This window comes from Rhodococcus sp. IEGM 1409, from assembly GCF_030056735.1.
GTDB lineage: Bacteria > Actinomycetota > Actinomycetes > Mycobacteriales > Mycobacteriaceae > Rhodococcus_F.
Genome location: NZ_JASHKN010000002.1, coordinates 307452 through 333799 on the forward strand (window position 1 = coordinate 307452; position 26348 = coordinate 333799).

Annotated in this window: 24 protein-coding genes; 21 read left to right on the forward strand and 3 right to left on the reverse strand. The window is 62.6% G+C overall.

Annotation, left to right across the window (positions count from 1 at the left end):
• Window positions 1-3 precede the first annotated feature (3 nt).
• The 14 genes from QM716_RS07405 to secA all read left to right on the forward strand — a co-directional run bounded on the left by QM716_RS07405 (window position 4) and on the right by secA (window position 16110).
• Entirely contained in the window at window positions 4-990 is a 987-nt protein-coding gene (locus tag QM716_RS07405; RefSeq protein ID WP_283303564.1) for a cation diffusion facilitator family transporter, read from the forward strand.
• An 86-nt stretch (window positions 991-1076) separates the two neighbouring features.
• Window positions 1077-2573, forward strand: coding sequence for an amino acid permease (locus QM716_RS07410; protein WP_283303565.1), 1497 nt, complete (start codon window positions 1077-1079; stop codon window positions 2571-2573).
• Between the two features lie 111 nt (window positions 2574-2684).
• Window positions 2685-3911: an alkane 1-monooxygenase gene (locus tag QM716_RS07415; RefSeq protein ID WP_283303566.1), complete on the forward strand. Its 1227-nt coding sequence runs from the start codon at window positions 2685-2687 to the stop codon at window positions 3909-3911.
• On the forward strand, window positions 3911-4090 hold the full coding sequence (locus QM716_RS07420; RefSeq protein WP_283303567.1) for a rubredoxin: 180 nt from the start codon (window positions 3911-3913) through the stop codon (window positions 4088-4090). Before QM716_RS07415 ends, QM716_RS07420 begins: the two co-directional genes overlap by 1 nt.
• A gap of 3 nt (window positions 4091-4093) precedes the next feature.
• Window positions 4094-4276 (forward strand): rubredoxin, encoded by a 183-nt coding sequence (locus tag QM716_RS07425; protein ID WP_283303568.1) that lies wholly within the window; start codon window positions 4094-4096, stop codon window positions 4274-4276.
• A gap of 48 nt (window positions 4277-4324) precedes the next feature.
• Window positions 4325-4951 (forward strand): TetR/AcrR family transcriptional regulator, encoded by a 627-nt coding sequence (locus QM716_RS07430; RefSeq protein ID WP_283303569.1) that lies wholly within the window; start codon window positions 4325-4327, stop codon window positions 4949-4951.
• 60 nt (window positions 4952-5011) lie between these two features.
• Window positions 5012-6490, forward strand: coding sequence for an adenosylhomocysteinase (gene ahcY, locus QM716_RS07435; protein ID WP_283303570.1), 1479 nt, complete (start codon window positions 5012-5014; stop codon window positions 6488-6490).
• An 80-nt stretch (window positions 6491-6570) separates the two neighbouring features.
• Window positions 6571-7212: a dTMP kinase gene (locus tag QM716_RS07440; RefSeq protein WP_283303571.1), complete on the forward strand. Its 642-nt coding sequence runs from the start codon at window positions 6571-6573 to the stop codon at window positions 7210-7212.
• A gap of 116 nt (window positions 7213-7328) precedes the next feature.
• Window positions 7329-8006: an MtrAB system response regulator MtrA gene (gene mtrA / locus QM716_RS07445; RefSeq protein ID WP_003941013.1), complete on the forward strand. Its 678-nt coding sequence runs from the start codon at window positions 7329-7331 to the stop codon at window positions 8004-8006.
• A complete protein-coding gene (gene mtrB / locus QM716_RS07450; RefSeq protein WP_283303572.1) occupies window positions 8003-9742 on the forward strand; it encodes an MtrAB system histidine kinase MtrB in 1740 nt (579 codons plus the stop codon). Before mtrA ends, mtrB begins: the two co-directional genes overlap by 4 nt.
• Complete coding sequence (gene lpqB / locus QM716_RS07455) at window positions 9739-11517, forward strand: MtrAB system accessory lipoprotein LpqB (protein ID WP_283303573.1); 1779 nt, start codon at window positions 9739-9741, stop codon at window positions 11515-11517. Before mtrB ends, lpqB begins: the two co-directional genes overlap by 4 nt.
• A 48-nt stretch (window positions 11518-11565) precedes the next feature.
• Window positions 11566-12279, forward strand: a complete 714-nt coding sequence (locus QM716_RS07460) for a ComF family protein (protein ID WP_283303574.1) — start codon at window positions 11566-11568, stop codon at window positions 12277-12279.
• A 175-nt stretch (window positions 12280-12454) separates the two neighbouring features.
• Window positions 12455-13135 (forward strand): ribosome hibernation-promoting factor, HPF/YfiA family, encoded by a 681-nt coding sequence (gene hpf / locus QM716_RS07465; RefSeq protein ID WP_003940893.1) that lies wholly within the window; start codon window positions 12455-12457, stop codon window positions 13133-13135.
• Window positions 13136-13266: 131 nt separating this feature from the next.
• Window positions 13267-16110, forward strand: a complete 2844-nt coding sequence (gene secA / locus QM716_RS07470) for a preprotein translocase subunit SecA (RefSeq protein ID WP_283303575.1) — start codon at window positions 13267-13269, stop codon at window positions 16108-16110.
• 50 nt (window positions 16111-16160) lie between these two features.
• On the opposite strand, the gene QM716_RS07475 is transcribed toward secA, so the two are convergent.
• Entirely contained in the window at window positions 16161-16730 is a 570-nt protein-coding gene (locus tag QM716_RS07475; RefSeq protein WP_283303576.1) for an Rv3235 family protein, read from the reverse strand.
• Window positions 16731-16861: 131 nt separating this feature from the next.
• Between QM716_RS07475 and QM716_RS07480 the strand changes: the two genes are divergently transcribed.
• The 6 genes from QM716_RS07480 (at window position 16862) to QM716_RS07505 (ending at window position 23126) form a co-directional block, all read left to right on the forward strand.
• The gene (locus QM716_RS07480) at window positions 16862-17287 is read left to right on the forward strand and encodes an HAD-IA family hydrolase (protein ID WP_283303577.1); all 426 of its coding nucleotides are present in this window, start codon (window positions 16862-16864) and stop codon (window positions 17285-17287) included.
• Window positions 17281-18690 carry a WS/DGAT/MGAT family O-acyltransferase gene (locus tag QM716_RS07485; RefSeq protein WP_283303578.1) on the forward strand — a complete coding sequence of 470 codons (1410 nt, stop codon included), beginning with the start codon at window positions 17281-17283 and terminating at the stop codon, window positions 18688-18690. Before QM716_RS07480 ends, QM716_RS07485 begins: the two co-directional genes overlap by 7 nt.
• 57 nt (window positions 18691-18747) lie before the next feature.
• Window positions 18748-19248 carry a DUF6912 family protein gene (locus tag QM716_RS07490; protein WP_283303579.1) on the forward strand — a complete coding sequence of 167 codons (501 nt, stop codon included), beginning with the start codon at window positions 18748-18750 and terminating at the stop codon, window positions 19246-19248.
• A 92-nt stretch (window positions 19249-19340) separates the two neighbouring features.
• The gene (locus QM716_RS07495) at window positions 19341-20459 is read left to right on the forward strand and encodes a ferredoxin reductase (RefSeq protein ID WP_283303580.1); all 1119 of its coding nucleotides are present in this window, start codon (window positions 19341-19343) and stop codon (window positions 20457-20459) included.
• A gap of 24 nt (window positions 20460-20483) precedes the next feature.
• Entirely contained in the window at window positions 20484-21746 is a 1263-nt protein-coding gene (locus QM716_RS07500; protein ID WP_283303581.1) for a fatty acid desaturase family protein, read from the forward strand.
• A 138-nt stretch (window positions 21747-21884) separates the two neighbouring features.
• Complete coding sequence (locus QM716_RS07505; RefSeq protein WP_283303582.1) at window positions 21885-23126, forward strand: fatty acid desaturase family protein; 1242 nt, start codon at window positions 21885-21887, stop codon at window positions 23124-23126.
• Window positions 23127-23244: 118 nt separating this feature from the next.
• On the opposite strand, the gene rsgA is transcribed toward QM716_RS07505, so the two are convergent.
• Together rsgA and aroA are read right to left on the reverse strand one after the other, a co-directional pair.
• The gene (gene rsgA, locus QM716_RS07510) at window positions 23245-24282 is read right to left on the reverse strand and encodes a ribosome small subunit-dependent GTPase A (RefSeq protein ID WP_283303583.1); all 1038 of its coding nucleotides are present in this window, start codon (window positions 24280-24282) and stop codon (window positions 23245-23247) included.
• Window positions 24231-25544 (reverse strand): 3-phosphoshikimate 1-carboxyvinyltransferase, encoded by a 1314-nt coding sequence (gene aroA, locus QM716_RS07515; protein ID WP_283303584.1) that lies wholly within the window; start codon window positions 25542-25544, stop codon window positions 24231-24233. The genes rsgA and aroA overlap by 52 nt, the downstream gene beginning before the upstream one ends.
• 49 nt (window positions 25545-25593) lie before the next feature.
• Between aroA and QM716_RS07520 the strand changes: the two genes are divergently transcribed.
• Window positions 25594-26346, forward strand: a complete 753-nt coding sequence (locus tag QM716_RS07520; RefSeq protein ID WP_283303585.1) for an SOS response-associated peptidase — start codon at window positions 25594-25596, stop codon at window positions 26344-26346.
• The last annotated feature ends 2 nt before the right edge of the window (window positions 26347-26348 follow it).

A 26348-nucleotide genomic window follows, 5' to 3' on the forward strand; every position in this document is an offset into this window, starting at 1 on the left:
ATTGTGTCGGCTCATGGCGGCAAGAAGGCAATTCTGGCGGCTCTCGGAGCCAATGCCGGAATTGCCGTAGCGAAGTTCGCCGGATTCTTGATCACAGGATCGTCGTCGATGCTCGCCGAGTCGGTGCACTCGGTGGCCGACACGTCCAATCAAGGGTTGCTGCTCCTGGGGCAGAAGAAGGCAGAACGTGAGGCGGATCAACTGCACCCGTTCGGCTACGGACGCAACCGATATTTCTATTCGTTTGTCGTCGCACTTGTGCTCTTCACCCTCGGCTCGCTGTTCGCGATCTACGAAGGTATTCACAAAATTCAGCATCCGGAAGAACTCAATTCGGCCTTCGTGGCAATCGCGATCCTTGTCGTCGCGATTTGTCTGGAGGGCTACAGCTTCCGGACCGCAGCGAAGGAATCACGACCGCTCAAGGGGAACGCGTCGTGGTGGAACTTCATCCGAACTTCTCGTAGCCCGGAACTTCCGGTTGTGCTGCTCGAGGACACCGGCGCATTGATCGGTCTGGTACTTGCACTCGGCGGCGTCGGCCTCACGATGGTGACCGGAAATCCGGTCTTCGACGGCATCGGAACTCTGTGCATCGGTGTCCTGCTCGGGATCATCGCGATCATTCTGATCATCGAAATGCAGTCGCTGCTGATCGGCGAGGGCGCAACGTCGGTGGAGACCGAACTGATACTGAACGCTTTGGTCGACGGAACGCGTATCGAACGCGTCATTCATTGCAAGACGCAGTACCTCGGTCCCGATGAGATTCTTGTTGCTGCCAAGGTTGCGGTGCCGATCGGATCGACGATCTCGGATGTGGCGACGGCGATCGACGAGGCCGAGTCCCGCGTGCGCGCTGCCGTACCTGCGGCACGGGTGATCTACCTCGAGCCGGACCTGGATCGTCTCAGGGCAGATCGACCTGGGGCAGATCGACCTGGGACAGATCGCCTTGAAACAGATCTACAGGCTCCCGACAAAGCCTGAACAAAGCCGTGCCCGCGGGCTTAGGCTGATGCCATCTCTCTACTTGCCCATAGTGGGACCGGCTGGTCCTCAGCAAGGAGGCGGCAATGGCTGTCAAGGACGAGCAGGCCGGATCTGGACGGTCGAAGCTGTTTCGGACGAAATCGATCGAGCAATCCATCAAGGACACGGACGAACCGGAAACCAAACTCCGGAAAGAACTGAACTCGTGGGATCTCACCGTGTTCGGTGTCGCGGTGGTCATCGGCGCGGGCATCTTCACACTCACGGCTCGGACGGCGGGAAATGTCGCGGGGCCGTCGGTCTCCCTGGCGTTTGTCATTGCCGCCATCGCCTGCGGACTTGCAGCTCTGTGTTACGCCGAGTTTGCATCGACGGTGCCGGTGGCCGGTAGCGCCTACACTTTCTCGTACGCGACATTCGGCGAATTCGTCGCGTGGATCATCGGCTGGGATCTCATCCTCGAATTCGCCTTGGCGTCTTCGGTGGTCGCAAAAGGCTGGTCGCTGTACCTCGGCGAAGTGATGGGCTCACGCAGTCCGATCGTCGAATTGGGGCCGATCTCGTTCGACTGGGGAGCGGTGCTGGTGATCGTGGTCATCACGGTGTTGCTCGCGACCGGTACAAAACTCTCGTCGAGGGTTTCGCTGGTGATCACGGCGATCAAGGTCGCGGTGGTGTTGCTGGTGATCATCGTCGGTCTCTTCTACATCGACACCGACAACTACTCGCCGTACATTCCGCCGTCTGAACCGGGATCGTCCGGGGAGGGCATCCACCAGTCTTTGTTCTCGTTCGTGACGGGGGCCGGTGGCAGCACGTTCGGGTGGTACGGATTGCTCGCGGCGGCCAGTCTGGTGTTCTTCGCGTTCATCGGCTTCGACGTCGTCGCCACGACGGCGGAGGAGGCGAAGGAGCCGCAGAAGGCGTTGCCACGCGGCATCCTGGGCTCTCTCCTGATCGTGACGGTTCTGTACGTGGCGGTGACACTCGTGTTGACCGGGATGGTGAAGTACACCGAACTCGAGGGCGATACCTCCAACCTGGCAACGGCATTCGCCTTCCACGACATCACGTGGGCGAAAAACGTCATCTCGTTCGGCGCGTTGGCCGGTCTCACGACAGTGGTGATGGTGCTGATGCTCGGTCAGACCAGGGTGCTCTTCGCGATGGCACGCGACGGCCTGATGCCGCGACGCCTGGCGCCGACCGGCAAGCACGGAACGCCGGTGCGGATCACAGTCTTGGTCGGTTTTGTGGTCGCGCTGCTCGCCGGAGTGTTTCCGATCGGCACCCTCGAGGAAATGGTCAACATCGGCACGCTCTTCGCGTTTGTTCTCGTGTCGTTGGGGGTTCTCGTGCTTCGTCGGACGCGGCCGGACCTACCCCGCGGTTTCAGGGTCCCGCTGGTCCCGCTGGTCCCGATCCTGGCTGTCCTCGCGTGTCTCTGGTTGATGTTCAACCTGTCGGTGGAGACCTGGATGAGGTTCGTGGTCTGGATGGCCCTCGGTGTTGTCATTTACTTCGCCTACAGCAGACAGCATTCGTTGATCGGAAAACGTGAACGCGGCGAAATCGAGTGATTGTACAAAGGTTGTGATTTGTCTATCGCTTGTACAAATCAAATAGTACTGTCTACCTCGTAGTGAACTGACTCACAGTTGCCGAGTCGGTCCGAATCGAGGAGGCAGACCGTGTCGACGCACGTGAACTCGCAGACCGGACAGACGCTCCCACCGGAGCAGTGGCGTGACAAGAAGAGGTATCTCTGGCTGCTCGGCCTGGTGCCGCCGACGGCGGTTTTCATCGCCGTCGGATTGGTCGCGTTGTTCAACAGTCTCGGATGGAATGCGGTCGCACCGGTCTGGTGGTGGATCGGGCCGCTGCTCGTCTACGTCCTGCTCCCGATCCTCGACATCTTTTTCGGCCCGGACGGCGAGAATCCACCGGACGAGGTGATGGAGCGTCTCGAGAACGACAAGTACTACCGGTACTGCACGTACATCTACATACCGTTCCAGTTGGCCAGCCTGGTCCTGGCCTGCTATCTCTGGTCGGCGACCGACCTGTCGTGGCTCGGGATAGACGGAGGCCTGGGGCTGATCTCCAAGATCGGTTTGGCGATCAGTATCGGCTGCGTCGCGGGAATCGGGATCAACACAGCGCACGAACTCGGTCACAAGAAGGACGATCTGGAGCGATGGTTGTCGAAGATCACTCTGGCACAGTCGTTTTACGGCCACTTCTACATCGAGCACAATCGCGGGCACCATGTACGTGTCGCCACGCCCGAGGATCCGGCGTCGTCTCGTTTCGGTGAGAGCTTCTGGACCTTCCTGCCGCGCAGCGTGTGGGGATCTCTGCGCTCGTCGTGGTCCCTGGAGAAAGCCAGACTGGATCGACTGGGTAAGAAGCCGTGGACAATTCGCAATGACGTCCTGCATTCGTGGTTGATGTCTGTTGTGCTCTTCGGTGTCCTCGTCGCCGTCTTCGGGCTTTCGGTGCTGCCGTTCCTGGTGCTGCAGGCCGTGTTCGGGTTCTGCCTGCTCGAAACGGTCAACTACCTCGAGCACTACGGACTGAAGCGTCGTCGTTTGGACAGTGGGCGGTACGAGCGTGCTGCACCGGAGCACAGTTGGAACAGCGATCACATCTGCACCAACATTTTCCTGTATCACCTCCAGCGTCACAGCGACCATCACGCCAACCCGACGCGTCGATATCAGACGCTACGAAGCATGGACGGTGCACCGAACCTGCCCAGTGGGTACGCGAGCATGATCATGCTCGCCTACGTTCCGCCGTTGTGGCGAAAAGTCATGGACCCCAAAGTTCTTGCCCATTACGGCGGAGACATCACCCGAGTCAACGTGCAGCCGTCCAAGCGTGATCGCATCCTCGCTCGACACGGAGCAGCGTGATGAGCAGCTACCGATGCCCGGTGTGTGAATACGTCTACGACGAGTCGAAGGGTGCACCACGAGAAGGGTTTCCGGCGGGAACACCGTGGGATGCCGTTCCGGACGACTGGTGCTGCCCGGACTGTGGCGTGAGGGAAAAGCTGGACTTCGATCCGATGCCGGCAACGGCGGGGGAGTGAATCATGAACGACTACAAGCTGTATCAGTGCGCGCAGTGCGGGTTCGAGTACGACGAGGCGCTCGGCTGGCCGGAGGACGGTATCGAACCGGGGACTCGCTGGGACGACATTCCCGAAGACTGGAGTTGCCCCGACTGTGGGGCGGCGAAGTGCGACTTCTTCATGGTGGAGGTCGAGCGACAGTGAGATGCGTCGGCGTCGAACGGACCTAGGTGCGGCGGTAATGTCGTCACCATGACTTCGACGCCCACCCGCCTGCCGCAGAAAGAAGCGTCGCGACTGCTGCTGCGTACCTCGGTGCTCGATTCGATGCGTGAATTGTTGACCGAACGCGACTGGTCCGAGGTGACCTTGACGGTTCTGGCCAAGCATGCAGGTGTGAGCCGTCAGACGCTCTACAACGAGTTCGGTTCGAGGCAAGGGCTCGCCGAGGCGTACGCGCTTCGCCTCGCCGACGGCTTCGTCGACGCGGTGGACGAGGCCATGGTGGCGCACGAGGGGCGTGCAGTCGAGGCATTGATGGCGGGCTTCGGCTCGTTTTTCGCCTCCAGTGCCACCGACCCGCTGGTGATCTCGCTGCTCACCGGAGAGGCCAAGCCGGACCTGCTTCGCCTGATCACCACCGACAGTGCGGTCATCATCGAACGGGCGTCGTCGAGCCTCGCGGAGAGTTTCCAGCGAGGGTGGATACAGGCGTCACCTGCTGATGCCGGGATCCTTGCGAGGGCAATTGCGCGCCTCGGGCTGAGCTACATTTCGATGCCGCCGGAGTCCGGGGCTTCGGTGGCGGAGGATCTGGGTACTTTGCTCGGACCGTTCATCGATGTGGCGCGCGCGGGCCGGGCGGGAGAGGGCGTCTAACCGATAGCCTTGTGCACCGATAGGCTTGTGCAGAGTATGCACGTCAACCAGGAGAGGCAGATGACGACCTCAGTTTCAACAACGCCCGTGGCCGAGAGCCGTAACGGCATCGACTTCAAAGTTGCAGACCTTTCGCTCGCAGAGTTCGGCCGCAAGGAAATCCGTCTGGCCGAGCACGAGATGCCCGGCCTCATGGCGCTGCGCCGCGAATACGCAGAGGTGTTGCCGCTCAAGGGCGCTCGCGTTTCCGGATCGCTCCACATGACCATTCAGACCGCAGTTCTCATCGAGACGTTGACGGCACTCGGCGCCGAAGTTCGCTGGGCGTCGTGCAACATCTTCTCGACCCAGGACCACGCTGCTGCAGCTATCGTCGTCGGTCCGCACGGCACCCCGGAAGAGCCCAAGGGCGTTCCGGTTTTCGCCTGGAAGGGTGAAACGCTCGAGGAGTACTGGTGGGCGGCAGAGCAGATGCTGACCTGGCCGGGCGAGCCCGCCAACATGATTCTCGACGATGGTGGCGACGCCACCATGCTGGTGCTCAAGGGTGCGCAGTTCGAGAAGGCCGGCGTCGTTCCGCCGACGGACGAAGACCAGGATTCGGACGAGCACAAGGTCTTCCTCGCGCTGCTGCGTCAGTCGCTGGAGGCGGACAAGGGCAAGTGGAGCGCTATCGCCGAGTCCGTCCAGGGTGTCACCGAGGAGACCACCACCGGTGTTCTGCGTCTGTACCAGGTTGCCGCTGCCGGTGAGCTCACGTTCCCCGCGATCAACGTCAACGACTCGGTCACCAAGAGCAAGTTCGACAACAAGTACGGCACACGTCACTCGTTGCTCGACGGAATCAACCGCGGCACCGATGTTCTGATCGGCGGCAAGGCTGCACTCGTCTGCGGTTACGGCGACGTCGGCAAGGGGTGCGCCGAAGCGCTTCGCGGCCAGGGCGCTCGCGTCGCGGTCACCGAGGTCGATCCGATCAACGCTCTGCAGGCGCTCATGGACGGCTTCGAGGTCAAGACGGTCGAGCAGGCCATCGGCTGGGCCGACATCGTTATCACGTCCACCGGTAACAAGGACATCATCACGTTCGAGCACATGAAGGCCATGAAGCACCAGGCCATCCTGGGCAACATCGGTCACTTCGACAACGAGATCGACATGGCCGGCCTCGAGAAGTCCGGCGACGTCACGCGGATCAACATCAAGCCGCAGGTCGACGAGTTCACGTTCGCCGACGGCCACTCGATCATCGTGCTGTCCGAAGGTCGCCTGCTCAACCTCGGCAACGCGACGGGCCACCCGTCGTTCGTGATGAGCAACAGCTTCTCCAACCAGGTCATCGCGCAGATCGAACTGTGGACCAAGCCGGAGGAGTACGACAACGAGGTCTACCGCCTCCCCAAGCACCTCGACGAGAAGGTCGCCAAGATCCACGTCGAGGCACTCGGTGGCACGCTGACCAAGCTCACCAAGGATCAGGCAGAGTACATCGGCGTCGACGTCGAAGGCCCGTACAAGCCGGAGCACTACCGCTACTGACCCGGTGATTCATCGCTGAGGATGTAGTGCCCGCCGTCCCCCGGTCTGCGTAAGCAGGCCGGGGGATAGGCTTGTCCGCCGTGGGAACACTGGTGGCATTGGAAGGCCTCGACGGAGCTGGAAAGCGGACGTTGATCGGCAAGGTGGAGGGTGAACTCCGCCGCGGCGGCACGTCGATCGCGACTCTGGATTTTCCGCGGTACGGAAAGTCGATCCACGCGGATCTGGCTGCCGAGGCGCTCAAAGGTTCACACGGAGACCTGGCTGAGTCCGTGAACGCGATGGCAGTTCTGTTCGCCTTGGACCGCGCCGGTGCAGCGGATCAGATCTCGGAACTGTTGTCCGCCAACGACATTGTTCTGCTCGATCGCTACGTGGCGTCCAACGCTGCCTACAACGCGGCGCGAGTGCATCAGGGCGTGGACGGCGAGATGGTCGCTTGGGTCCGTGAGTTGGAGTTGGGCCGACTCGCTCTTCCCTCTCCCGATCTGCAGTTGTACCTCGACGTACCGGTGGCGCTCGCCGAGCAGCGCGCCCGCTCACGTGAGGCCGAGGACGCGTCGCGTCAGCTCGACGCCTACGAGCGTGACGGCGGCCTGCAGGCCCGAACCGGTGAGCTGTACACCCAGTTGGCAGCGACGGACTGGGTCTCACCCTGGTGGATCGTGGGGCCCGAGACGGAGCCGGCCGACCTGGCGCGCAGGCTCGCGGAATTCGCGTGATCGGTCACGCTTGCAGCCGGGATTCGAACTTTCCGGCACAGTAGAGGGAAAGACGCGGCACGCCGCACGGCCTCGTAACGGTCTGATTCATCGCTCCGAGATGCAACGATAGGGATATGAAACCAAGGATTCTGGTTGTCGACGACGACACGGCACTCGCCGAGATGCTCACGATCGTGCTGCGTGGTGAGGGTTTCGATCCCTACGTGGTAGGCGACGGAACCCTGGCGCTCGCGGCAGTGCGTGAGACTCGCCCCGATCTCGTCCTGCTCGATCTCATGCTTCCCGGAATGAACGGGATCGACGTATGCCGGGTTCTGCGTGCGGATTCCGGTGTGCCCATTGTGATGCTGACGGCCAAGACCGACACCGTCGACGTCGTGCTCGGCCTCGAATCCGGTGCGGACGACTACATCATGAAGCCGTTCAAGCCGAAGGAGTTGGTGGCGCGGGTGCGCGCTCGCCTGCGCCGCACCGAAGAGGAGCCGGCCGAGCTGCTGAGCATTGCCGACATCGTGATCGACGTTCCGGCACACAAGGTCAGCCGAGGCAGCGAGCAGATCTCGCTCACACCACTTGAATTCGACCTGCTGGTCGCATTGGCGCGCAAGCCGCGCCAGGTGTTCACCCGTGAAGTCCTTCTCGAGCAGGTGTGGGGATACCGCCACGCCGCCGACACCCGTCTGGTGAACGTGCACGTTCAGCGTTTGCGCGCCAAGGTCGAAACTGATCCCGAGAATCCCGAAGTGGTTCTGACGGTCAGGGGGGTCGGCTACAAGGCCGGACCGCCGTGAGCGGAGTTTCCAGATGGCGTCGTCGTCTCAACCGACGGTTGACGCCATTTCTGCGGTGGTGTCACTCGATGAGCAACACCCTCGCGCACACGTGGCGACGCTCGCTCCAGTTGCGAGTGGTCGTCTCGACATTGACGTTGTCCCTGATCGTCATCGTCATTCTCGGTGTCGTGCTCACCAGCCAGATCACCGATCGCCTGCTGGAAACGAAGATCACCGCGGCGACCGAGGAAATGGACCGTGCCCGTGGCATCGTCGAAGACCAACTCGCGGGCGTCGACGATTCGACGGCGCTCAACATTCAATTGGAAAGCGCTGCGTCCGGACTGACGAGCCGTCGAAACCAGACCTCGGGCCAAGCTTCCGGGTCTGCGGGCACCTTCGACCCGGTGCTGATCGTGCCAGGGGACGGGCCGCGCCAGCCGACCAGTTCGGGGCCGGTCGAGCAGATCCCGGACAACCTTCGCGAGTTCGTCAAGCGAGGCCAGATCAGCTACCAATTCGCGACGGTGTCCAACCCGAACGGTTACTCCGGTCCCGCGCTGATCATCGGCAGCCCCACCGCGTCGTCGATCTCGGGTCTCGAGCTGTACCTGATCTTCCCGCTCGCCAGCGAAGACCGGAGCCTGTCGCTTGTTCGAAGCACCCTGCTGATCGGTGGAGCAGTCCTGCTTGTGCTCCTCGCGGCGATTTCGCTGTTGGTTGCCAGGCAGGTCGTGCTTCCCATTCGATCGGCCTCACGAATCGCGGTGCGTTTCGCAGACGGCCGACTCAAGGAGCGAATGCCGGTCCGCGGTGAGGACGACATGGCGCGTCTGGCCATGTCCTTCAACGAGATGGCCGAGAGTCTGTCCAAACAGATCACCCAGCTCGAGGAGTTCGGCAGTCTCCAGAAACGCTTCACGTCCGATGTCAGCCATGAACTCCGCACACCGCTGACCACGGTCCGAATGGCCGCTGACCTGATTTACGACGGTAGTGAGAACCTCGACCCGATGCTGCGCCGGTCTTCGGAACTGCTTGTCGCCGAACTGGATAGGTTCGAAGGGCTCCTGGCGGACCTCCTCGAGATTTCTCGTCACGACGCCGGTGTCGCAGAACTGGCGTCCGAACAGCTCGACGTGCGGATGTGTGCGCGAGCGGCGGTCTCCACGGTTCGCCATCTCGCCCGCGAATCCGGCACCGAACTGATCGTGGACATGCCCGACGAGCCGGTCATGGCAGATGTGGACCCACGCCGCGTTGAGCGCATCCTGCGAAATCTCCTGGCCAACGCCATCGACCACGGTGAGGGGAAGCCGATTCTGCTTCGCCTTCGCGCTGACGAGCATGCCCTCGCCTTCATCGTCCGCGACAGCGGCGTGGGGTTGCGGCCCGGCGAGGAGAAATTGGTCTTCAACCGGTTCTGGCGCTCGGACCCGTCCCGCGTACGCCGCAGCGGTGGCACGGGACTCGGCCTCGCGATCAGCGTCGAGGACGCGAATCTGCACGACGGCAAGCTCGAGGCCTGGGGCGAACCGGGAGTTGGCGCCTGCTTCCGGCTGACGCTCTCGCGTACCCGCGGCAAGAAAGTCGTGTCGAGTCCGTTGCCGCTCAAGCCCACAACCACCAAATTCGTGCGGTCGCCGAGCGAAGCCGACATCGTCGCCGATACCGTCGGCGAGGTCACGTCATCCCTGCCGATTCCGCGCGATCCGGACTCACGGAACGAGTCCAACGGTGGGGATCGATCATGATCGGAAACCGCCGTCGTCTGGGACTTCTTGCAACAACGCTCAGTGTGCTGTTGCTGACCGGTGCGTGCGCGAGTTTGCCGGAGTCCTCGTCACCGCAGGCAATCGGAACTCTGGCAACAGCCGTGCCCGGAACGTCGGTCGAATCGCCGGCCTCGGGGCGAGAGCCGGACCTACTGGTACGCGACTTCGTCAAGGCGAGTACCGATCCGTCCAACCGGCATGCCGCAGCACGTCAGTACCTCACCAAGGACGCGTCGGCGCGCTGGGACGATGCTGCCAGTGCAGTCATCGTCGACAAGATCGACACCCTGTCGGCTTCGCGAACCAGTTCCGAAGCGGTGTACACGATTCGTGTGAACAAAGTCGGTCGCCTCGACCCGGGCGGGCTGTACGTCCCCGAAGAGGGCAGCTTCGAAGCGAAGATGACGCTGACGTTGACCGACGGCGAATGGCGGATCAGTGACCTGCCTCCTGGTGTGATCATGGAGCGCCCCCAGTTCCTCGGCGCCTATCAGCGGAAATCGTTGTTCTTCCTCGACCCGACGAGTCAGACGGTTGTCCCCGATCTTCGCTGGATCTCCGGTGGGCAGGACCAGGTGGCGGCTCAGTTGATCGGTCTGATGATCGACGGACCGAAGGCAGCGCTCGCGCCGGCTGTACGAAACGAACTCGGCAATGGTGTGTCGGTGATCGGTCCGATCACCAAGGCCGACGGCAAGCCTGGACAGGTCGGTGTCGGTCTCGGTGGCGTGCGCATCAACTTCCGCCTCGACAACCCGATGGATGCTGCGACTCGCGGTTTGTTTGCAGCGCAGGTCATTTGGACGCTGGCCAATGCAGACGTCGCGGGACCGTACGTTCTGCAGATCGACGGCGAACCGCTGGACGCCGCTCATGCGGACGGCTGGACCACCGCTGACGTTGCATCCACCAATCCGCTGGCCACCACGAGTGCGACCGTCGGACTGCACGCCTTGCGCAACGGCTCACTGGTGAGCGTCACCGAGCAGGAGGCGGCTCCGGTGCCCGGCTTCGCGGGCAACGCGAGCAACCTCACGGCGGCTGCACTCTCCCGCGACGGGAAGCTGGTCGCAGCCGTCTCGGACACCGCTCGTCCCGATCCAGGCACAAGGTTTGCACTCTCACTCGGGACATACGGCGAAGGTGCCGTTCCGGTACTCGAAGGCAGCGCCATCACTCGACCGTCGTGGGAGCTGGACAACAACGCGGTCTGGGCGGCGGTGAACGGTAATACCGTCGTTCGGGTCGTCCGTGAACCCGGGACGGGTCGAGTGTCGGTCACCAATGTCGACGTCGGGGCCCTGACGTCGGTCGGTTCCACGATCTCGGAACTGCGTCTCTCTCGCGACGGCGTGCGAGCCGCGATGATCATCGACGGCAAGGTCTACCTGGCCGTGGTCGTGCGCACAGCCAGCGGGGTCTACGCCCTGACGAGTCCGCGCGCGGTGGCCTCGGGCTTGGGCAGTACGGCACTCTCGCTCGACTGGAGCAACAGCGACACCATCGTGATCGCGCGTAGTGGAGCCGACATACCGGTCGTCCAGGTCGCGATCGACGGTTCCCGAATGGACGCGCTACCGAGTGGAAACCTGACCGCTCCCGTCACCTCCGTGGATGCGTCGCCGACCACCGAGTACGTCGCCGACGCGCGTGCGGTGTTCCAACTGAACAACAACGATCCCGCCGGCGATCGTCGTTGGCGTGAAGTGACAGTGCTGACCGGGCAGAAAGCGATTCCGGTTCTACCTGGCTGACATGTCGATGTTCTCGTTCATGTCGGTACTCTCATTCATGATTCGGCCATGGGGGACAAGAAATTCGGTGCCGGTCTGCTCGATCTGTTGTTGCCACGCGAGTGTGGTGGGTGTGGCCGCACGGGGACTCTGTGGTGTCGTGAGTGCGCGGAACTGCTGCGCGACCATCCGGTTCAACTGAGTCCGCGCGTAGATCCGGGCGTGCCGGTGTGGGCGCTCGGCCGCTACGACGGCCCCAGGCGTCGCAGTGTGATCGAGATGAAGGAACGCGGTCGCCGGGACCTCACGATGCCTCTGGGGACAGCTGTGGCCGGTGCATTGGCCATGCTGGAACGGTGGGGCGAGCTCGGTTGCGGGAATCGGGCACCGATCTTTCTGGTTCCGGCTCCCACGCGCGCCCGGGCGGCGCGATCTCGAGGGGGTGATCCGGTTCGCCGGATAGCCGAGAGTGTGCGCGAGAAGCAGAGAGTCGAAGTGCGGGAAACCGGTTCTGTCGAGGGTCGTCCGATACGAGTCTGTCCGATTCTCCGGATGACGCGGGGCGTACGTGACTCGGTCGGACTGTCCGCGGCCGACCGGGTGACCAATGTGAACGGTCATGTGTCTCTCGACACCACTGCGATCTCTTCCATTGTGGGGGACGGCGACATCGTCCTGCTCGACGACGTCCTGACGACGGGAGCAACTGCGGCAGAGTCGGTTCGGGCTCTCTCGCTCAGTGGGATTCGGACAACTGTCGTGCTCGTACTTGCAGGGGCTTAGATGAATTTCGTTGGAACAGTGGCACTCGCGCGCGTTACGTACTAGCGTCGGCGGCACACCCGAAAATACTGGTAGGAGGTGGTACTTCGATACTGGTGCCGGGCGGATCCCCTCTCGGTACTTGCAGAATTTGCCGCCGCCCACCGTGGGGCGGGGCCGTAATTGGGAGGTACGAGTGACGACCCCTTCGCAAGCCTCGTTTTTCATCGAGGACGCCACCATCGAGCGTTCCGAGAATGCCGCAGCTCCGAGATCCGACGTCGTAGTCAAGGGACGAAATGTCGAGATCCCCGATCACTTCCGAATCTACGTTTCGGAAAAGCTGGCGCGACTCGAACACTTCGACCCCTCCATATTCCACTTCGACGTGGAACTCCAACATGAACGCAACCGACGACAGGCCAAGAGTTGCCAGCGCGTCGAGATCACCGCTCGAGGTAAAGGCCCGGTGGCCCGAGCCGAAGCGTCCGCAGACAGCTTCTACGCCGCCTTCGAATCGGTGATCGACAAGCTCGAGAGTCGCCTCCGTCGAACCAAGGACCGCAAGAAGGTCCATTACGGTGACAAGCGACCGGTGTCCGTCGCGGAGGCAACCGCCTCTCTCGTCGACGCAGACTCACTCGGAGTCACACCGGACATCTCGCTGAACGGTCAAGAGCCGGACGAGTACGACGGCCCGGGACGCGTGGTCCGCACGAAGGATCACCCGGCCGAGCCGATGACCATCGACGACGCTCTCTACGAGATGGAACTGGTCGGACACGACTTCTTTCTCTTCCATGACAAGGAGTCGGACAAGCCGTCCGTCGTCTACCGTCGTCACGCTTTCGACTACGGATTGATCCGCCTGACATGACCCAATCGGTGGTGGGTTTGCTCGCTCGCCGCCGGTAGCGCCTACCATGGAATCCGGCCGGAGTTTTCGGACCCCGGCCGGATTTTCAGTGTGTGACCCCCTGTCGCCGAAGATTGAGGACGAAGAAGACTGTGCCGTCGCTGTCGCTATCGAAGCTGCTCCGTGTTGGTGAAGGTCGCATGGTCAAGCGGCTCAAGCACATCGCCGAGCATGTCGAATCTCTGTCGCCCGATGTCGAAGGCCTGACAGACGAGCAACTCAAAGCCAAGACCGCCGAGTTCCGTGAGCGCTACGCCGCCGGGGAAACTCTCGACGAGTTGCTGCCCGAGGCATTCTCCGTGGCCCGTGAGACATCATGGCGCGTGATCAATCAGAAGCACTTCCACGTGCAGATCATGGGTGGCGCGGCCCTGCACTTCGGCAACGTCGCCGAGATGAAGACCGGTGAGGGCAAGACCCTGACGTCGGTTCTTCCGGCTTACCTCAACGCGATCGCCGGCGACGGCGTTCACGTCGTCACGACCAACGACTACCTCGCCAAGCGCGACTCCGAGTGGATGGGCCGCGTTCACCGCGCCCTCGACCTCGAGACCAGCGTGATCCTCTCGGGCATGACGCCGGCCGAGCGCCGCGTCGCTTACGCAGCGGACATCACCTACGGCACCAACAACGAGTTCGGCTTCGATTACCTGCGCGACAACATGACGCATTCGTTGGACGACCTGGTCCAGCGTGGCCACGCATTCGCCATCGTGGACGAGGTCGACTCGATTCTCATCGACGAAGCTCGAACCCCGCTCATCATCTCGGGCCCGGCTGACGGCTCCAGCAAGTGGTACAGCGAGTTCGCCCGCATCGCGCCGCTGCTGAAGAAGGACGTTCACTACGAGGTCGACATCCGCAAGCGCACCATCGGCGTGCACGAGGCGGGCGTCGAACTGGTCGAGGACCAGCTCGGTATCGACAACCTGTACGAAGCCGCGAATTCGCCGCTGGTGAGCTACCTCAACAACGCGATCAAGGCCAAAGAGCTCTACACCAAGGACAAGGACTACATCGTCCGCGACGGCGAGGTCATCATCGTCGACGAGTTCACCGGCCGCGTGCTGGTCGGCCGCCGCTACAACGAGGGCATGCACCAGGCGATCGAGGCCAAGGAGAAGGTGGAGATCAAGGCGGAGAATCAGACCCTCGCCACCATCACCCTGCAGAACTACTTCCGTCTGTACGACAAGTTGTCGGGAATGACGGGTACCGCCGAGACGGAAGCTGCCGAGCTTCACCAGACCTACACCCTCGGCGTGATCCCGATCCCGACCAACCGTCCGATGGTCCGAGTCGACAACGGCGACCTCATCTACAAGACCGAGGAAGCCAAGTTCGATGCCGTGGTCGACGACGTCGTCGAGCGTCACGAGAACGGCCAGCCCGTCCTGATCGGTACCACCAGCGTCGAGCGCTCGGAGTACCTGTCCAAGCAGTTCACCAAACGTGGCGTTGCACACAACGTCCTCAACGCGAAGTTCCACGAGAAGGAAGCGACCATCATCGCCGAAGCCGGTCGCTCCGGTGCGGTCACCGTCGCGACCAACATGGCCGGCCGCGGTACCGACGTCGTGCTCGGTGGTAACCCGGACATCATCGCGGACATCGCGCTGCGCAAGAAGGGCCTCGACCCGGTTACGACGCCGGACGAGTACGAGGCGGCCTGGGACGCAGTCCTCGACGAGGTCAAGGCTGAAGTGAAGGAAGACGCGGAGAAGGTCCGCGATGCCGGTGGCCTGTACGTCCTGGGCACCGAGCGTCACGAATCGCGTCGTATCGACAACCAGTTGCGTGGTCGTTCCGGACGTCAGGGTGATCCCGGCGAATCGCGGTTCTACCTTTCGCTCGGTGACGAGCTCATGCGCCGCTTCAACGGTTCGGCACTCGAGTCGATCATGACGCGCCTCAACCTGCCTGACGACGTCCCGATCGAAGCCAAGATGGTCTCGAAGGCCATCAAAAGCGCTCAGACCCAGGTCGAGCAGCAGAACTTCGAAATTCGCAAAAATGTCCTCAAGTACGACGAGGTCATGAACCAGCAGCGAACGGTCATCTACAAGGAGCGCCGCCAGATCCTCGAGGGTGAGGACATGGAGGGCCAGGTCGAGCAGATGATCACCGACGTGGTCACCGCCTACGTCGACGGCGCCACCGCGGAGGGCTATGTCGAGGACTGGGATCTCGAGCAGCTGTGGACGGCGCTCAAAACGCTGTACCCGGTCGGCATCGATCACAAGGCGTTGGCGGGGGAGGACGGTGCAGGCATAAACAGCGACCTGAGCCGTGACGACCTGCGCACCGCGTTGCTCGAAGACGCCCACGCGGCGTACAAGAAGCGCGAAGCCGAGATCGACGCGATCGCCGGCGAAAACGGTATGCGTGAACTCGAACGTCGTGTCTTCCTCTCGGTCCTGGACCGCAAGTGGCGTGAACATCTCTACGAGATGGATTACCTCAAGGAGGGAATCGGCCTGCGTGCGATGGCCCAGCGTGACCCACTGGTCGAGTACCAGCGCGAGGGCTACGACATGTTCATCGGCATGCTCGACGGTCTGAAGGAAGAGTCCGTCGGATTCCTCTTCAACCTGCAGGTCGAGGCAGCTCCGGCGCAACCCGCGAGCGGAATTTCCGTCACCGCGGGCTCGGCTGCTGCGGCTTCTGCCACGGCGCCCAAGCCGCTCCCGACGCAGGAAGCCGCGGCCAGGACAACCGGGACTGCTGCCCCGACGGCGTTGCGCGCCAAGGGACTTGACGACGAAGGTCCGTCACGATTGACGTATACCGGCCCGGACGAGGACGGCAAGGCAAAGGCAACCCGCGACTCGGCCGCCGACTCCGGTGACGGGGCAGCCTCGCGTCGCGAACGTCGTGAAGCAGCGCGGACGCAGTCGAAGAGCAGCCGAGCTCCGAAGTCCAAGCGCAAGCGCTGAGGTTCAGCGCAGGCTGAGGTTTCAGAGATAGTGCTCGGAAGGCTGGACGGTCACACCACGTGTAGTGCGGTGACCGTCCAGCCTGTTCCGTCTGTGTGGTCGATCCGACCTGCGACGGCGAATGTCTGCTTGCCTCGTGTGTACGTCGCACAGACTTCGGCGGTGCGCTCCGACACTGCTTGGACGTGCGTCATGTGAACAGCTGCGCCGCCGAGTTTCCGGGCCGAAAAGTCTGAAGTGTACAGTCGCGCAACAACTTCCAGGACGGTCGGCGTAAGCACGCCTTTGAGCTGGCGTGGATTTCGTCGTCGGTCGACGGTCTCCAGAACAAGTCGAAGTGATCGGTTCCAGAAGATGTCGGCACCCACCGCACTCGGATCAGGAGAACTCGGACCAGAAGTACTTGGGCCAGGAGTAGTTGGGCCAGGAGTGGCGTGCGACGACGTTCCGTTGTGTGGCGTCTTTCGTGGGTGACGCAGCGTTCGGTCTGTTCTGCACTGCGTTCGGTCTGGGCGGGACTGCGGCCGCGACAGTACGACGGTGTGTGCGTGAGGCTCGAATTGCGGTGCCGGCTCGAGAAAGATTGCAGCGTTGTTCTCGAGCACAGAGTCCTGCTCCATGACATCCCCCCGGATGATCGTGCGTCCGAGATGGCCGACTCGGACTTTCGCTCCCCCGAGCGATAGTGAGAAGCATGACACGAAATGCTCGAGATGTCGCCGTGATCACCATCGCGACTTAGGGTGATGGCGTGCGGGGACTTCTGTTGGATGTCGGTGGCGTGCTGTTCGGTCCGGGATCGGATCTCGAGGGCTTGAGCGCGCTCGTGCGCGCTGTGAGGGCCCGCGGAATCGTGACGGGAATCGTCAGTAACGATCCGGGCGGCGCCAATGCTCAGTGGTTGCGGGATCTCGGCGACGGGGTCTTGGTCGACGACGTGATCCTGTCCGGAGACGTGGAGATGACAAAGCCGGATGCCGAGATCTATCTGCTGGCGGCGAGTCGGTTGGGCGTCGACCCCGAGGACTTCGTTTTCGTGGACGATCTCGAAATCAACGTGCGCGCGGCGGTGGCCGTCGGGATGGTCGGCGTCCATCACGTCGGCTCGGAATCGACGATCGAGGAGTTGTCGATTCTGTTCGATCTGGGCGAAGGAGGGGACACGAAGCCATGGTGAACAGACTGACCACTCAGGACGCGGCTTTCTACTTCCTCGAAGCCGGGACGACGCCGATGCATGTCGGCTCGTTGGGGATTTTCCGGCAACTGCGAAACGGGATCGATCACGAGGAATTGCTTCGTCTGGTCGAAGATCGGCTCGGATCGGTTCCGCGGTACCGCCAGAGGGTTCGTGAGGTGGCGTTCGGCCTGGCCCGACCGGTCTGGGTGGACGACTCGGATTTCGACATCACGTACCACGTACGCCGATCGGCTCTGCCCAAGCCCGGTTCCGACGAACAGCTGATGGATCTGATCGCCCGGCTGACGTCGAGGCCGCTCGACAGCACGAGGCCGTTGTGGGAGATGTACCTGGTCGAGGGGCTGTCCAGAAACAGATTTGCCATCTTCACGAAGTCTCATTCGTCGTTGGTGGACGGCGAAGCGGCTCCCGAGATCAGTCAGGTGATCTTCGATCCCGAGAAGAATCGAGCGCCCGGCCCCGAGGAACTGTGGATGCCGGCCAGGCCGCCGAGCGACACCAGCTTGTTGGTCAGTGCACTGGCAGATCTCGTGACGAGCCCGGGGGACGGGATCGCGCAGGCACGCGCAATGTTCAACGACGTGACCACGTCTCTCACCGAGGCGGTGAGTGCACTCGGAAAACTTGCAGAAGTGGTTCGAACGGCGACGCAGGTGGCCCCGTCGAGCCCGCTCAACGCCACCATCTCGCGCAATCGACGCCTCGCGGTGGCCAAGACGTCTCTAGAGGACTATCGACGTATTCGTGCGCGGTACGGGTGCGAGATCAACGACGTGATTCTGACCGTCATCGCAGGTGCGATGCGGAACTGGCTGCTCTCGCGCGGCGAACCGGTGACCGAGGCGACCACCGTGCGGGCGATGGTGCCCATGTCGGTCTACACGGATGGCCCCGAAAGTCCCGATGTCGACGATCCGCAGGCACCGGGACATGTTTCCTCGTTCCTGATCGACCTGCCTGTCGGCGAACCCAACGCGGTGGTTCGGCTCTCGCACGTGGCGCATGCGACGGAGGCGTTCGCACGCCAGGGCCGGCGGGTGACCGCACAGACGATGGTGCGGATGTCCGGGTTTGCGCCGGCGACGCTGCATGCGATGAGCTCGCGTGCGGCCAGCAGTCTGTCGCAGCGAATGTTCAACCTGATGATCACCAACGCACCGGGGCCGCAGTTCCCGCTCTACCTCGGCGGGGCTCGGATGCTGGAGATGTATCCGGTGTCGCCACTGCTCAAGAATCAGACACTCAGCATCGCCCTGACGTCGTACGACGGAAATGTCTACTACGGTTTGAATGCCGACCGTGACGCGATGTCGGACGTCGACGTCGTTCGTTCGCTGATCTTCGAGTCACTCGAGGAATTGACGGATGCGAGTCGGTGACGACCGAGCATGGGTGACGAACGAGCATGGGTGACGAACGAGCATGAAGGTGGTCTCATGAGGGTGTACGTGCCGGCGACGGTCGAGATTTTGCAGAAGTTGGTCGCAGATCAGGAGTTCGACCCGATGAGCCGGACGGCTTTTGCGGTCACCCCGACTCTGCGTGAGTCATATGCGGCGGGGGACGACGACGAGTTGGCCGAGGTCGCCATGGGTGAGGCGGCGCGTGCGTCGCTGCGGCTGATCGCCGGAACCGAGGGTGACGTCACCTTCCGGCGGGCAGTCGTGGCTGCCGACGTCGACGATGCCGAGGTGAAATTGCGGCCCGATCTCGACGATTCGGTAGTTCGACTGGCAGGTCCCGTCACGATGGCTCAGGTTGCATCTGTGCATGTCGACCTCGAACAGGCAGAATCGGACATCGAGCGCGCTGCTGGCATAGTCGACGCGGCGGATCTCGGTGATGCCGATGCCGAGTTCACGCTCGGCGACGCGGAGGACCACGAGTTGGCGTGGTACGCCGCGCAGGAGTTGCCGTTCTTGCTCGACCTGCTGTGAATGTGCTTACCGTGAAGTAACCTACGGTACCGTAACCTGATAACCTACGGTACCGTAGGCAGTGGGTTCGGAAGGTGAGAGGTGGAGGTCTGATGGGTCTGAAGGACTGGATCGAGGCACCGGCAGCGTCGGTAGTTCCGGCAGCGCGGTCGAAGCTCAATCTGCTTCGTGGTGCGGCGGCTCGGCTGACCACACCGTTGCTTCCCGACGACTATCTGCACCTCGCAAATCCGCTGTGGTCGGCCCGCGAGCTGCGTGGTCAGATTGTCGAGGTACGGCCCGAAACCACGGATTCGGCGACCATCGTCATCAAGCCGGGTTGGGGATTCGACTTCAACTACCAGCCGGGGCAGTACATCGGTATCGGCCTCCACATCGACGGGCGGTGGCATTGGCGCTCGTACTCCCTGACCTCTCCTCCCAACTGGGAGAACAAGCGCATCTCCATCGCGGTCAAGGCGATGCCCGAGGGCTTCCTCTCGAGTCACCTCGTCAGTGGCGCGGTCCCTTCGGGAACCATCGTTCGACTGGCCACGCCGTCCGGCAACTTCGCCTTGCCGGATCCGCCGCCGGAGAAGATCCTGTTCATCACTGCGGGCAGCGGCATCGCTCCGGTCATGGGCATGTTGCGGACGATGAACCGGCGCGGTCAATTGCCCGACGTCATGCACATCCACTCGGCTCCGACGGAATCCGACGTGATGTTCGCCGACGAACTCACGGCGTTGCACGTCGAGCACGAGGACTTCGTCAGCCACGTCCAACTCACGCGACGTGACGGAAAGTTCAAACTCAGCTCTCTCGACACGGTCTGTCCCGACTGGCGCGAGCGCCACACCTGGGCGTGCGGACCGCTTCCGTTGCTCGACGAACTCGAAGACGTCTGGAAGGCGGAAGGTATCGAGGATCGACTCCACATGGAGCGATTCGCGGTATCACGTATCGACGCTTCGGCGGACGGCGGCACGGTCACGTTCGAGAAGTCGGGTAAGACGATCACGGTCGACGGCGCGACGACGCTTCTGGAAGCCGGCGAGCAGTCCGGTGCCTTGATGCCGTTCGGTTGCCGCATGGGCATCTGCCAGACATGTGTCGTACCGCTCGTTGCCGGCCACGCGATCGATCTACGCTCGGGGAAACAGCACGCGGAGGGCGAGCGCATTCAGACGTGCATCTCCGCCGCCGCGGGCGACTGTACGCTGGACGCATAGCTTCTAGGCACACGGAGGACCACGGTGGCCATCACCGATATCAAAGAGTTTTCGCACCTCACCGAGGCCGATGTCGAAGCTCTCGGACGTGAACTCGATCAGATTCGACTCGACATCGAAGACTCTCGCGGCATCCGGGACGCCCGTTACATTCGTCGCGTCATTCGCGTGCAACGAGCGTTGGAGCTCGGCGGGCGTATCGCACTGTTCGGCAGCCGGTATCGACCGGCGTGGCTGGTCGGTACGACGCTGCTGAGCCTGTCGAAGATCATCGAGAACATGGAACTCGGGCATAACGTGATGCACGGGCAATGGGACTGGATGAACGATCCCGAGATCCACTCCGTCTCGTGGGAGTGGGATCAGACCGGTCCTTCCGAGCACTGGAAGCGCGCACACAACTACCAACACCACACGTACACCAACGTCGTAGGGATGGACGAGGATCTCGGTTTCGGGATTCTGCGTATGACGCGTGACGAGCCGTGGAAGCCGATCAACCTCTTCCAGCCGATCGCCAACGTGATTTTGGCGGCCACGTTCGAGTGGGGTATCGCTCTGCACGACCTGACAGCGGCAGCCGAGTTGGAGGGCACGGAAAAGGGGCAACTGAACTCGCAGGCGAACAAAGACTTCGCGCGCAAGATCTTTCGTCAGGTGGGCAAGGACTTCATCTTGTTCCCGGCGTTGACGGGGCCGGCGTGGAAGTCGACCATGACGGCCAATGCCACCGCGAATCTCGTGCGCAACCTGTGGGCGTACGTCGTCATCTTCTGTGGCCACTTCCCGGACGGCGCAGAGAAGTTCACCGTTGCCGAATTCGAGCAGGAGACTCGTCACGAGTGGTACCTGCGCCAGATGCTCGGTAGCGCGAACTTCAATTCGGGCAAGCTCATGGGCCTGATGAGCGGCAATCTGAGCTACCAGATCGAGCACCACGTGTTCCCTGATCTGCCGAGCAACCGCTACCCCGAAATTGCCGTGAAGATGCGCGCGCTGTGCGAGAAGTTCGATCTCCCGTACACCACCGGTTCGCTCTTCAAGCAGTATCTTCTGGCACTGCGCACGATCCACAAGTTGGCATTGCCGGACAAGTGGCTGACTGCGACCTCGGACAATGCTCCGGAAACGTCCTCGGAACTACGGTTCCGTGACTCGGGATTCCGGGACGCAGCCATGGCGATGGTCGAGGACCTGCGTACCGATCCCGTCACCGGTAAGCGTCTGGGATTGTTGACCGCACTCAAGTCGCAGGCCCGTTCCCGCATGCCCAAGCGCCGGAAGTGATATAGGTTACATCGGGAAAAACCTAACCTACGGTGCCGTAAGTTACGCTACAGTAGGTGCAGTTGATCTGAACGATTCGAATTCATGATCGTTCTGCACTTACTACTTTGCGCCTAACTCACTGCTAGGAGGCTTTCCATGGCGATTGCAGATGTCAAGGAATACGCACATCTCACGGACGCTGACATCGAGGCGCTCGGCCGCGAACTCGACGCGATTCGTCGCGACATCGAGGAATCGCGCGGCGAGAAGGATGCGCGCTACGTGCGCAACGTCATTCGCCTGCAGCGCTCACTCGAAATCAGTGGCCGTGCAGTGCTTTTCGCCAGCCGCCGCCGTCCGGCGTGGCTCGCCGGAGTGGGCCTGCTGACACTCTCGAAAATCATCGAGAACATGGAACTCGGGCACAACGTGATGCACGGGCAGTGGGACTGGATGAATGACCCGGAGATTCATTCCACCTCGTGGGAGTGGGATGTCACCGGCCCGTCTGCGCACTGGAAGCAGACCCACAACTACCTGCATCACAAGTACACCAACGTCCTTGGAATGGACGACGACGTCGGATACGGGCTCCTCCGCGTCACCCGCGATCAGCGGTGGAAGCCCTTCAACGCGGGCAACCTGGTCTACAACACCCTGCTCGCCCTGTTCTTCGAGTACGGCATCGCTGCTCAGCACCTCGAGCTGGGCAAGGTAGCCAAGGGTCGCGCCGACAAGGAAGAGACGCAGCGCAAGCTCCGTGAGGTCGGCGAGAAGATCGGCAAGCAGGTCTTGCGCGACTACATCATTTACCCGGCCATCACCGGCCCGGCGTGGAAGAGCACGTTGTCGGCCAACTTCACCGCCAACACTCTGCGGAACGTGTGGACCAACGCGGTCATCTTCTGCGGCCACTTCCCGGACGGCGCCGAGAAGTTCACCAAGGAAGACATCGACAAGGAAACGCAGGCTCAGTGGTACCTGCGCCAGATGCTCGGCAGTGCCAACATCGAGGGCAGCGCGCTCATGGACTTCCTGACGGGCAACCTGAGCTACCAGATCGAGCATCATCTGTTCCCCGATCTGCCCAGCAACCGCTACAAGGACATCGCGGTCACTGTGCGTCAGCTCGCGGACAAGTACGACCTGCCGTACACGACGGGCCCGCTCGCCGTGCAGTACGCCAAGTCGTGGCGCACCATCGCCAAGCTGTCGCTGCCCAACAAGTACCTCAAGGACACCGTCGACAATGCGCCCGAGACGGCGTCGGAGCGGATGTTCGACGGCGATCCGACGTCGACTGTAGATCCCGTGACCGGACGTCGTAGCGGTCTCAAGAGCGCCATCGCACGTAAGCGTAAGAGTGGAAAGCTGCGCAGCCTCCTCGGCCTGCGCTGATCCCCGACTGCGCTGATCCCCGACTGCGCTGACCAGAGACAACAAGCGGCCCGACACCATTCAATGGTGTCGGGCCGCTTCTCTGTTGTCGCTCAGGGTTGTTACTCGGGGTTCTTGCTCAGTACTGATCGTTGGACTTGATCGCTTCCAGAAGTTGTCGCACAGCGACGACGCGCCGAGCGGATTTGCCCTCCAGTAGGTCGAGCTTGCATTCGGGATCTGCCGGCGGCCCCAGGTGCGTGCATCCGCGCGGGCAATCCTCAATGGCCGCAGCCAGATCCGAGAACGCCGCCACCACGTTCTCGGGTGAGATGTGCGCCAGACCGAACGAACGGATGCCGGGTGTGTCGATCACCCAGCCGCCCCCGGCGAGGGGGAGCGCCACCGATTGTGTCGATGTGTGCCGCCCCTTGCCGACGCCGGATACGATGCCGACCGCCCTATTGGCATCAGGGACAAGGCGATTGACCAACGTCGACTTTCCGACGCCGGAATGCCCGATCAGGGCGGTCAACTTGTGCTCGAGGATCTGCGTCAATTCGTCCAAGGGATCGTCGCGGCCGGCGACCACTACTTGGATGTCGAGGTCGGCGAAAGTGCTCGCGAATTCCTCCGGTGGTTCGAGGTCGCTCTTGGTCAGGCAGACGATCGGCGTCAGGCCACCCACGTAGGCGGCGACCAGCGCGCGCTCGACGAAGCCGGTGCGCGGTGGCGGATCCGCGAGTGCCACGACGATGAGCAACTGCTCGGCGTTCGCGACGACGATGCGTTCGAAGGGATCGGTGTCGTCGGCTGTTCGGCGCAGAACTGTCGAACGCTCGGAGACCCGGATAATGCGAGCGAGGGTGTCGGTTTTGCCCGACAGATCGCCGACAATGTCCACCTGATCGCCGACGACGATGGGGGTGCGGCCCAGTTCGCGGGCGCGCATCGTCACGATCAGCCGGTCGGGATCGCCGCCCAGGACGCAACCCCAACGGCCACGATCCTTCGACACCACCATCCCCGATTCAGCCGACAGATGTTCGGGCCGAGTCTTCGTACGGGGGCGGGATCCGCGTCCGGGGCGTACCCGGACGTCGGACTCGTCGTACTGCCGCGGAGTCAGAAGCTTGCCTTCGGCGTCGCGGTCGAACTCTCGAGCATGTCGGCCCACATGTTCTCGAAACCGGGCAACGTCTTGGCGGTGGTTCCGACGTCGTCCACCTCGACGCCGTCGACAACCAGGCCGATTATGGCACCGGCTGTTGCCATGCGGTGGTCGGCATACGAGAGCCATTGTCCGCCATGGAGTTCCGTGGGGACGATGGTCAGTCCGTCGTCGGTTTCGGTGACGGAGCCGCCGAGCTTGTTGATCTCGTCGGCGAGGGCTGCCAGACGGTCGGTCTCGTGCCCGCGCAGGTGCGCGATACCTCGTAGGTGCGAGGTGCCCTCGGCGAGAGCGGCCAGGGCAGCGACGGTGGGGGTGAGCTCTCCCTCGTCGTGGAGGTCGATGTCGATGCCGCGCAATTTCTCCGGGCCGCGAACAGTCAGCACGCCGTCGGCAAGAGTGACGTCGGCGCCCATCGACGCGAGGATCCCGCGGATCGCGTCGCCTGGCTGCGTCGTCGACGACGGCCACATCGGGACGCTGACGGTTCCTCCGGTGACTGCGGCAGCGGCCAGGAACGGTGTGGCGTTGGAGAGATCGGGTTCGATCGCCCAGTCCACGGCGGCTACGGGCCCCGGTGTCACCCGCCAGGTGTCAGCGTCACCACCCGTGGCGGGTGTTGTCACGGAAATGCCGGCCTGCCTGAGCATTTCGACGGTCATGTCGATGTGCGGCATGGAGGGGACCGGCTTGCCGTCGTGATGGACGGTGACGCCCTCTTCGAAGGCAGCAGCCGAGAGGAGGAGACCGGAGACGAACTGCGACGAACCGGATGCGTCGATGGTGACCGTCCCGCCGCGTAGGGATCCGGTTCCGGTGACGGTGAACGGGAGTGCGTCACCCTCGATGTGTGCGCCGAGTCCGCGCAGTGCCTCCAGAATGGTGCCGAGAGGTCGTGTGCGTGCCTGCTCGTCGCCGTCGAAGCGGACGATTCCGTCGGCCATCGCGGCGAGCGGCGGCAGGAAGCGCATCACGGTGCCGGCGAGACCGCAGTCGACGTCTCCGCCGCGGAGGGGGCCGGGAACTACGCGCAGTGTGGTCGGATCGCCGGCTTCCTCGACGCCGATACCGAGGTCGCGTAAAGCGGCGATCATCAGATCGGCGTCACGGCTGCGGAGTGCACCCGTGATCGTGGAGGGGCCATCCGCAAGTGCGGCCAGAATCAGAGCTCGATTGGTGATGGACTTGGATCCGGGCAGCGTCACCACTGCATCGACGGGTGCTTGGGCCCTCGGGGCGCTCCACAGACTCAGACTCACATGGTCCATCTTCTCTCATCGGTGGGGGAATGGTCGAAACCATGCCACCCTGGGTGTCATGTGCGGAAGGTATGCGACCACAGCGGACCCGGCCACCCTGGCGGTGGAACTCGATGCGCTCGACGAGACCGACCACTCGGCGCCCGTCGAAGCCGACTACAACGTGGCACCGACGACCGAGGTGCTGACCGTTGTGGAACGCCACGATCGGGAAAACCCCGACAGCGATCCGACCAAGAGAATTCGGCGGATGCGCTGGGGATTGGTGCCCTCGTGGACCAAGGAACTGGGCAAAGGCCCGGTCCTGTTCAACGCTCGTGCCGACTCGTTGGCGGAGAAGCCGGCGTTTCGGACCGCGTTCAAGTTCAAGCGTTGCCTGGTCCCGATGGACGGGTGGTACGAGTGGCAGACCGAGGCCACCGGTGGGAAGAAGGCAGCGAAGATTCCTTACTACATGCACCCCGACGACGGATCACGGCTGTTCATGGCTGGTGTGTGGTCTGCCTGGCGGGACCCGAATGTCGAGAATGCGAGCCCCGTCCTGAGCTGCTCGATCGTCACAGTTGACTCACTCGGTCACCTGGAGCGGGTTCACGACCGGATGCCCCTCGCCCTACCTCGTGACCGCTGGGAAGCGTGGCTCGATCCCGACAACACCGTCGATTCGGCCCTGCTCGAACCGACCCCGGACCTTTTCGAGCGGATCGACATCGATCGAGTCCGGCCGCTGGTCAACAGTGTCAAGAACAACGGACACGAGTTGATCGAGCCGGACGTCGACCGCGCCGGCGAGCAGATCAGTCTGCTCTAGCG

What these genes read in the sequence shown, in the direction of transcription:
- QM716_RS07475 (WP_283303576.1), bottom strand. Translation starts at nt 16,730, where the DNA reads ATGGAGCAGGACTCTGTGCTCGAGAACAACGCTGCAATCTTTCTCGAG.
- QM716_RS07490 (WP_283303579.1), top strand. Translation starts at nt 18,748, where the DNA reads ATGAGGGTGTACGTGCCGGCGACGGTCGAGATTTTGCAGAAGTTGGTC.
- QM716_RS07505 (WP_283303582.1), top strand. Translation starts at nt 21,885, where the DNA reads ATGGCGATTGCAGATGTCAAGGAATACGCACATCTCACGGACGCTGAC.
- aroA (WP_283303584.1), bottom strand. Translation starts at nt 25,544, where the DNA reads ATGGACCATGTGAGTCTGAGTCTGTGGAGCGCCCCGAGGGCCCAAGCA.
- QM716_RS07430 (WP_283303569.1), top strand. Translation starts at nt 4,325, where the DNA reads ATGACTTCGACGCCCACCCGCCTGCCGCAGAAAGAAGCGTCGCGACTG.
- QM716_RS07420 (WP_283303567.1), top strand. Translation starts at nt 3,911, where the DNA reads ATGAGCAGCTACCGATGCCCGGTGTGTGAATACGTCTACGACGAGTCG.
- QM716_RS07460 (WP_283303574.1), top strand. Translation starts at nt 11,566, where the DNA reads ATGGGGGACAAGAAATTCGGTGCCGGTCTGCTCGATCTGTTGTTGCCA.
- QM716_RS07425 (WP_283303568.1), top strand. Translation starts at nt 4,094, where the DNA reads ATGAACGACTACAAGCTGTATCAGTGCGCGCAGTGCGGGTTCGAGTAC.
- mtrA (WP_003941013.1), top strand. Translation starts at nt 7,329, where the DNA reads ATGAAACCAAGGATTCTGGTTGTCGACGACGACACGGCACTCGCCGAG.
- QM716_RS07520 (WP_283303585.1), top strand. Translation starts at nt 25,594, where the DNA reads ATGTGCGGAAGGTATGCGACCACAGCGGACCCGGCCACCCTGGCGGTG.
- lpqB (WP_283303573.1), top strand. Translation starts at nt 9,739, where the DNA reads ATGATCGGAAACCGCCGTCGTCTGGGACTTCTTGCAACAACGCTCAGT.
- QM716_RS07410 (WP_283303565.1), top strand. Translation starts at nt 1,077, where the DNA reads ATGGCTGTCAAGGACGAGCAGGCCGGATCTGGACGGTCGAAGCTGTTT.
- ahcY (WP_283303570.1), top strand. Translation starts at nt 5,012, where the DNA reads ATGACGACCTCAGTTTCAACAACGCCCGTGGCCGAGAGCCGTAACGGC.
- QM716_RS07495 (WP_283303580.1), top strand. Translation starts at nt 19,341, where the DNA reads ATGGGTCTGAAGGACTGGATCGAGGCACCGGCAGCGTCGGTAGTTCCG.
- QM716_RS07485 (WP_283303578.1), top strand. Translation starts at nt 17,281, where the DNA reads ATGGTGAACAGACTGACCACTCAGGACGCGGCTTTCTACTTCCTCGAA.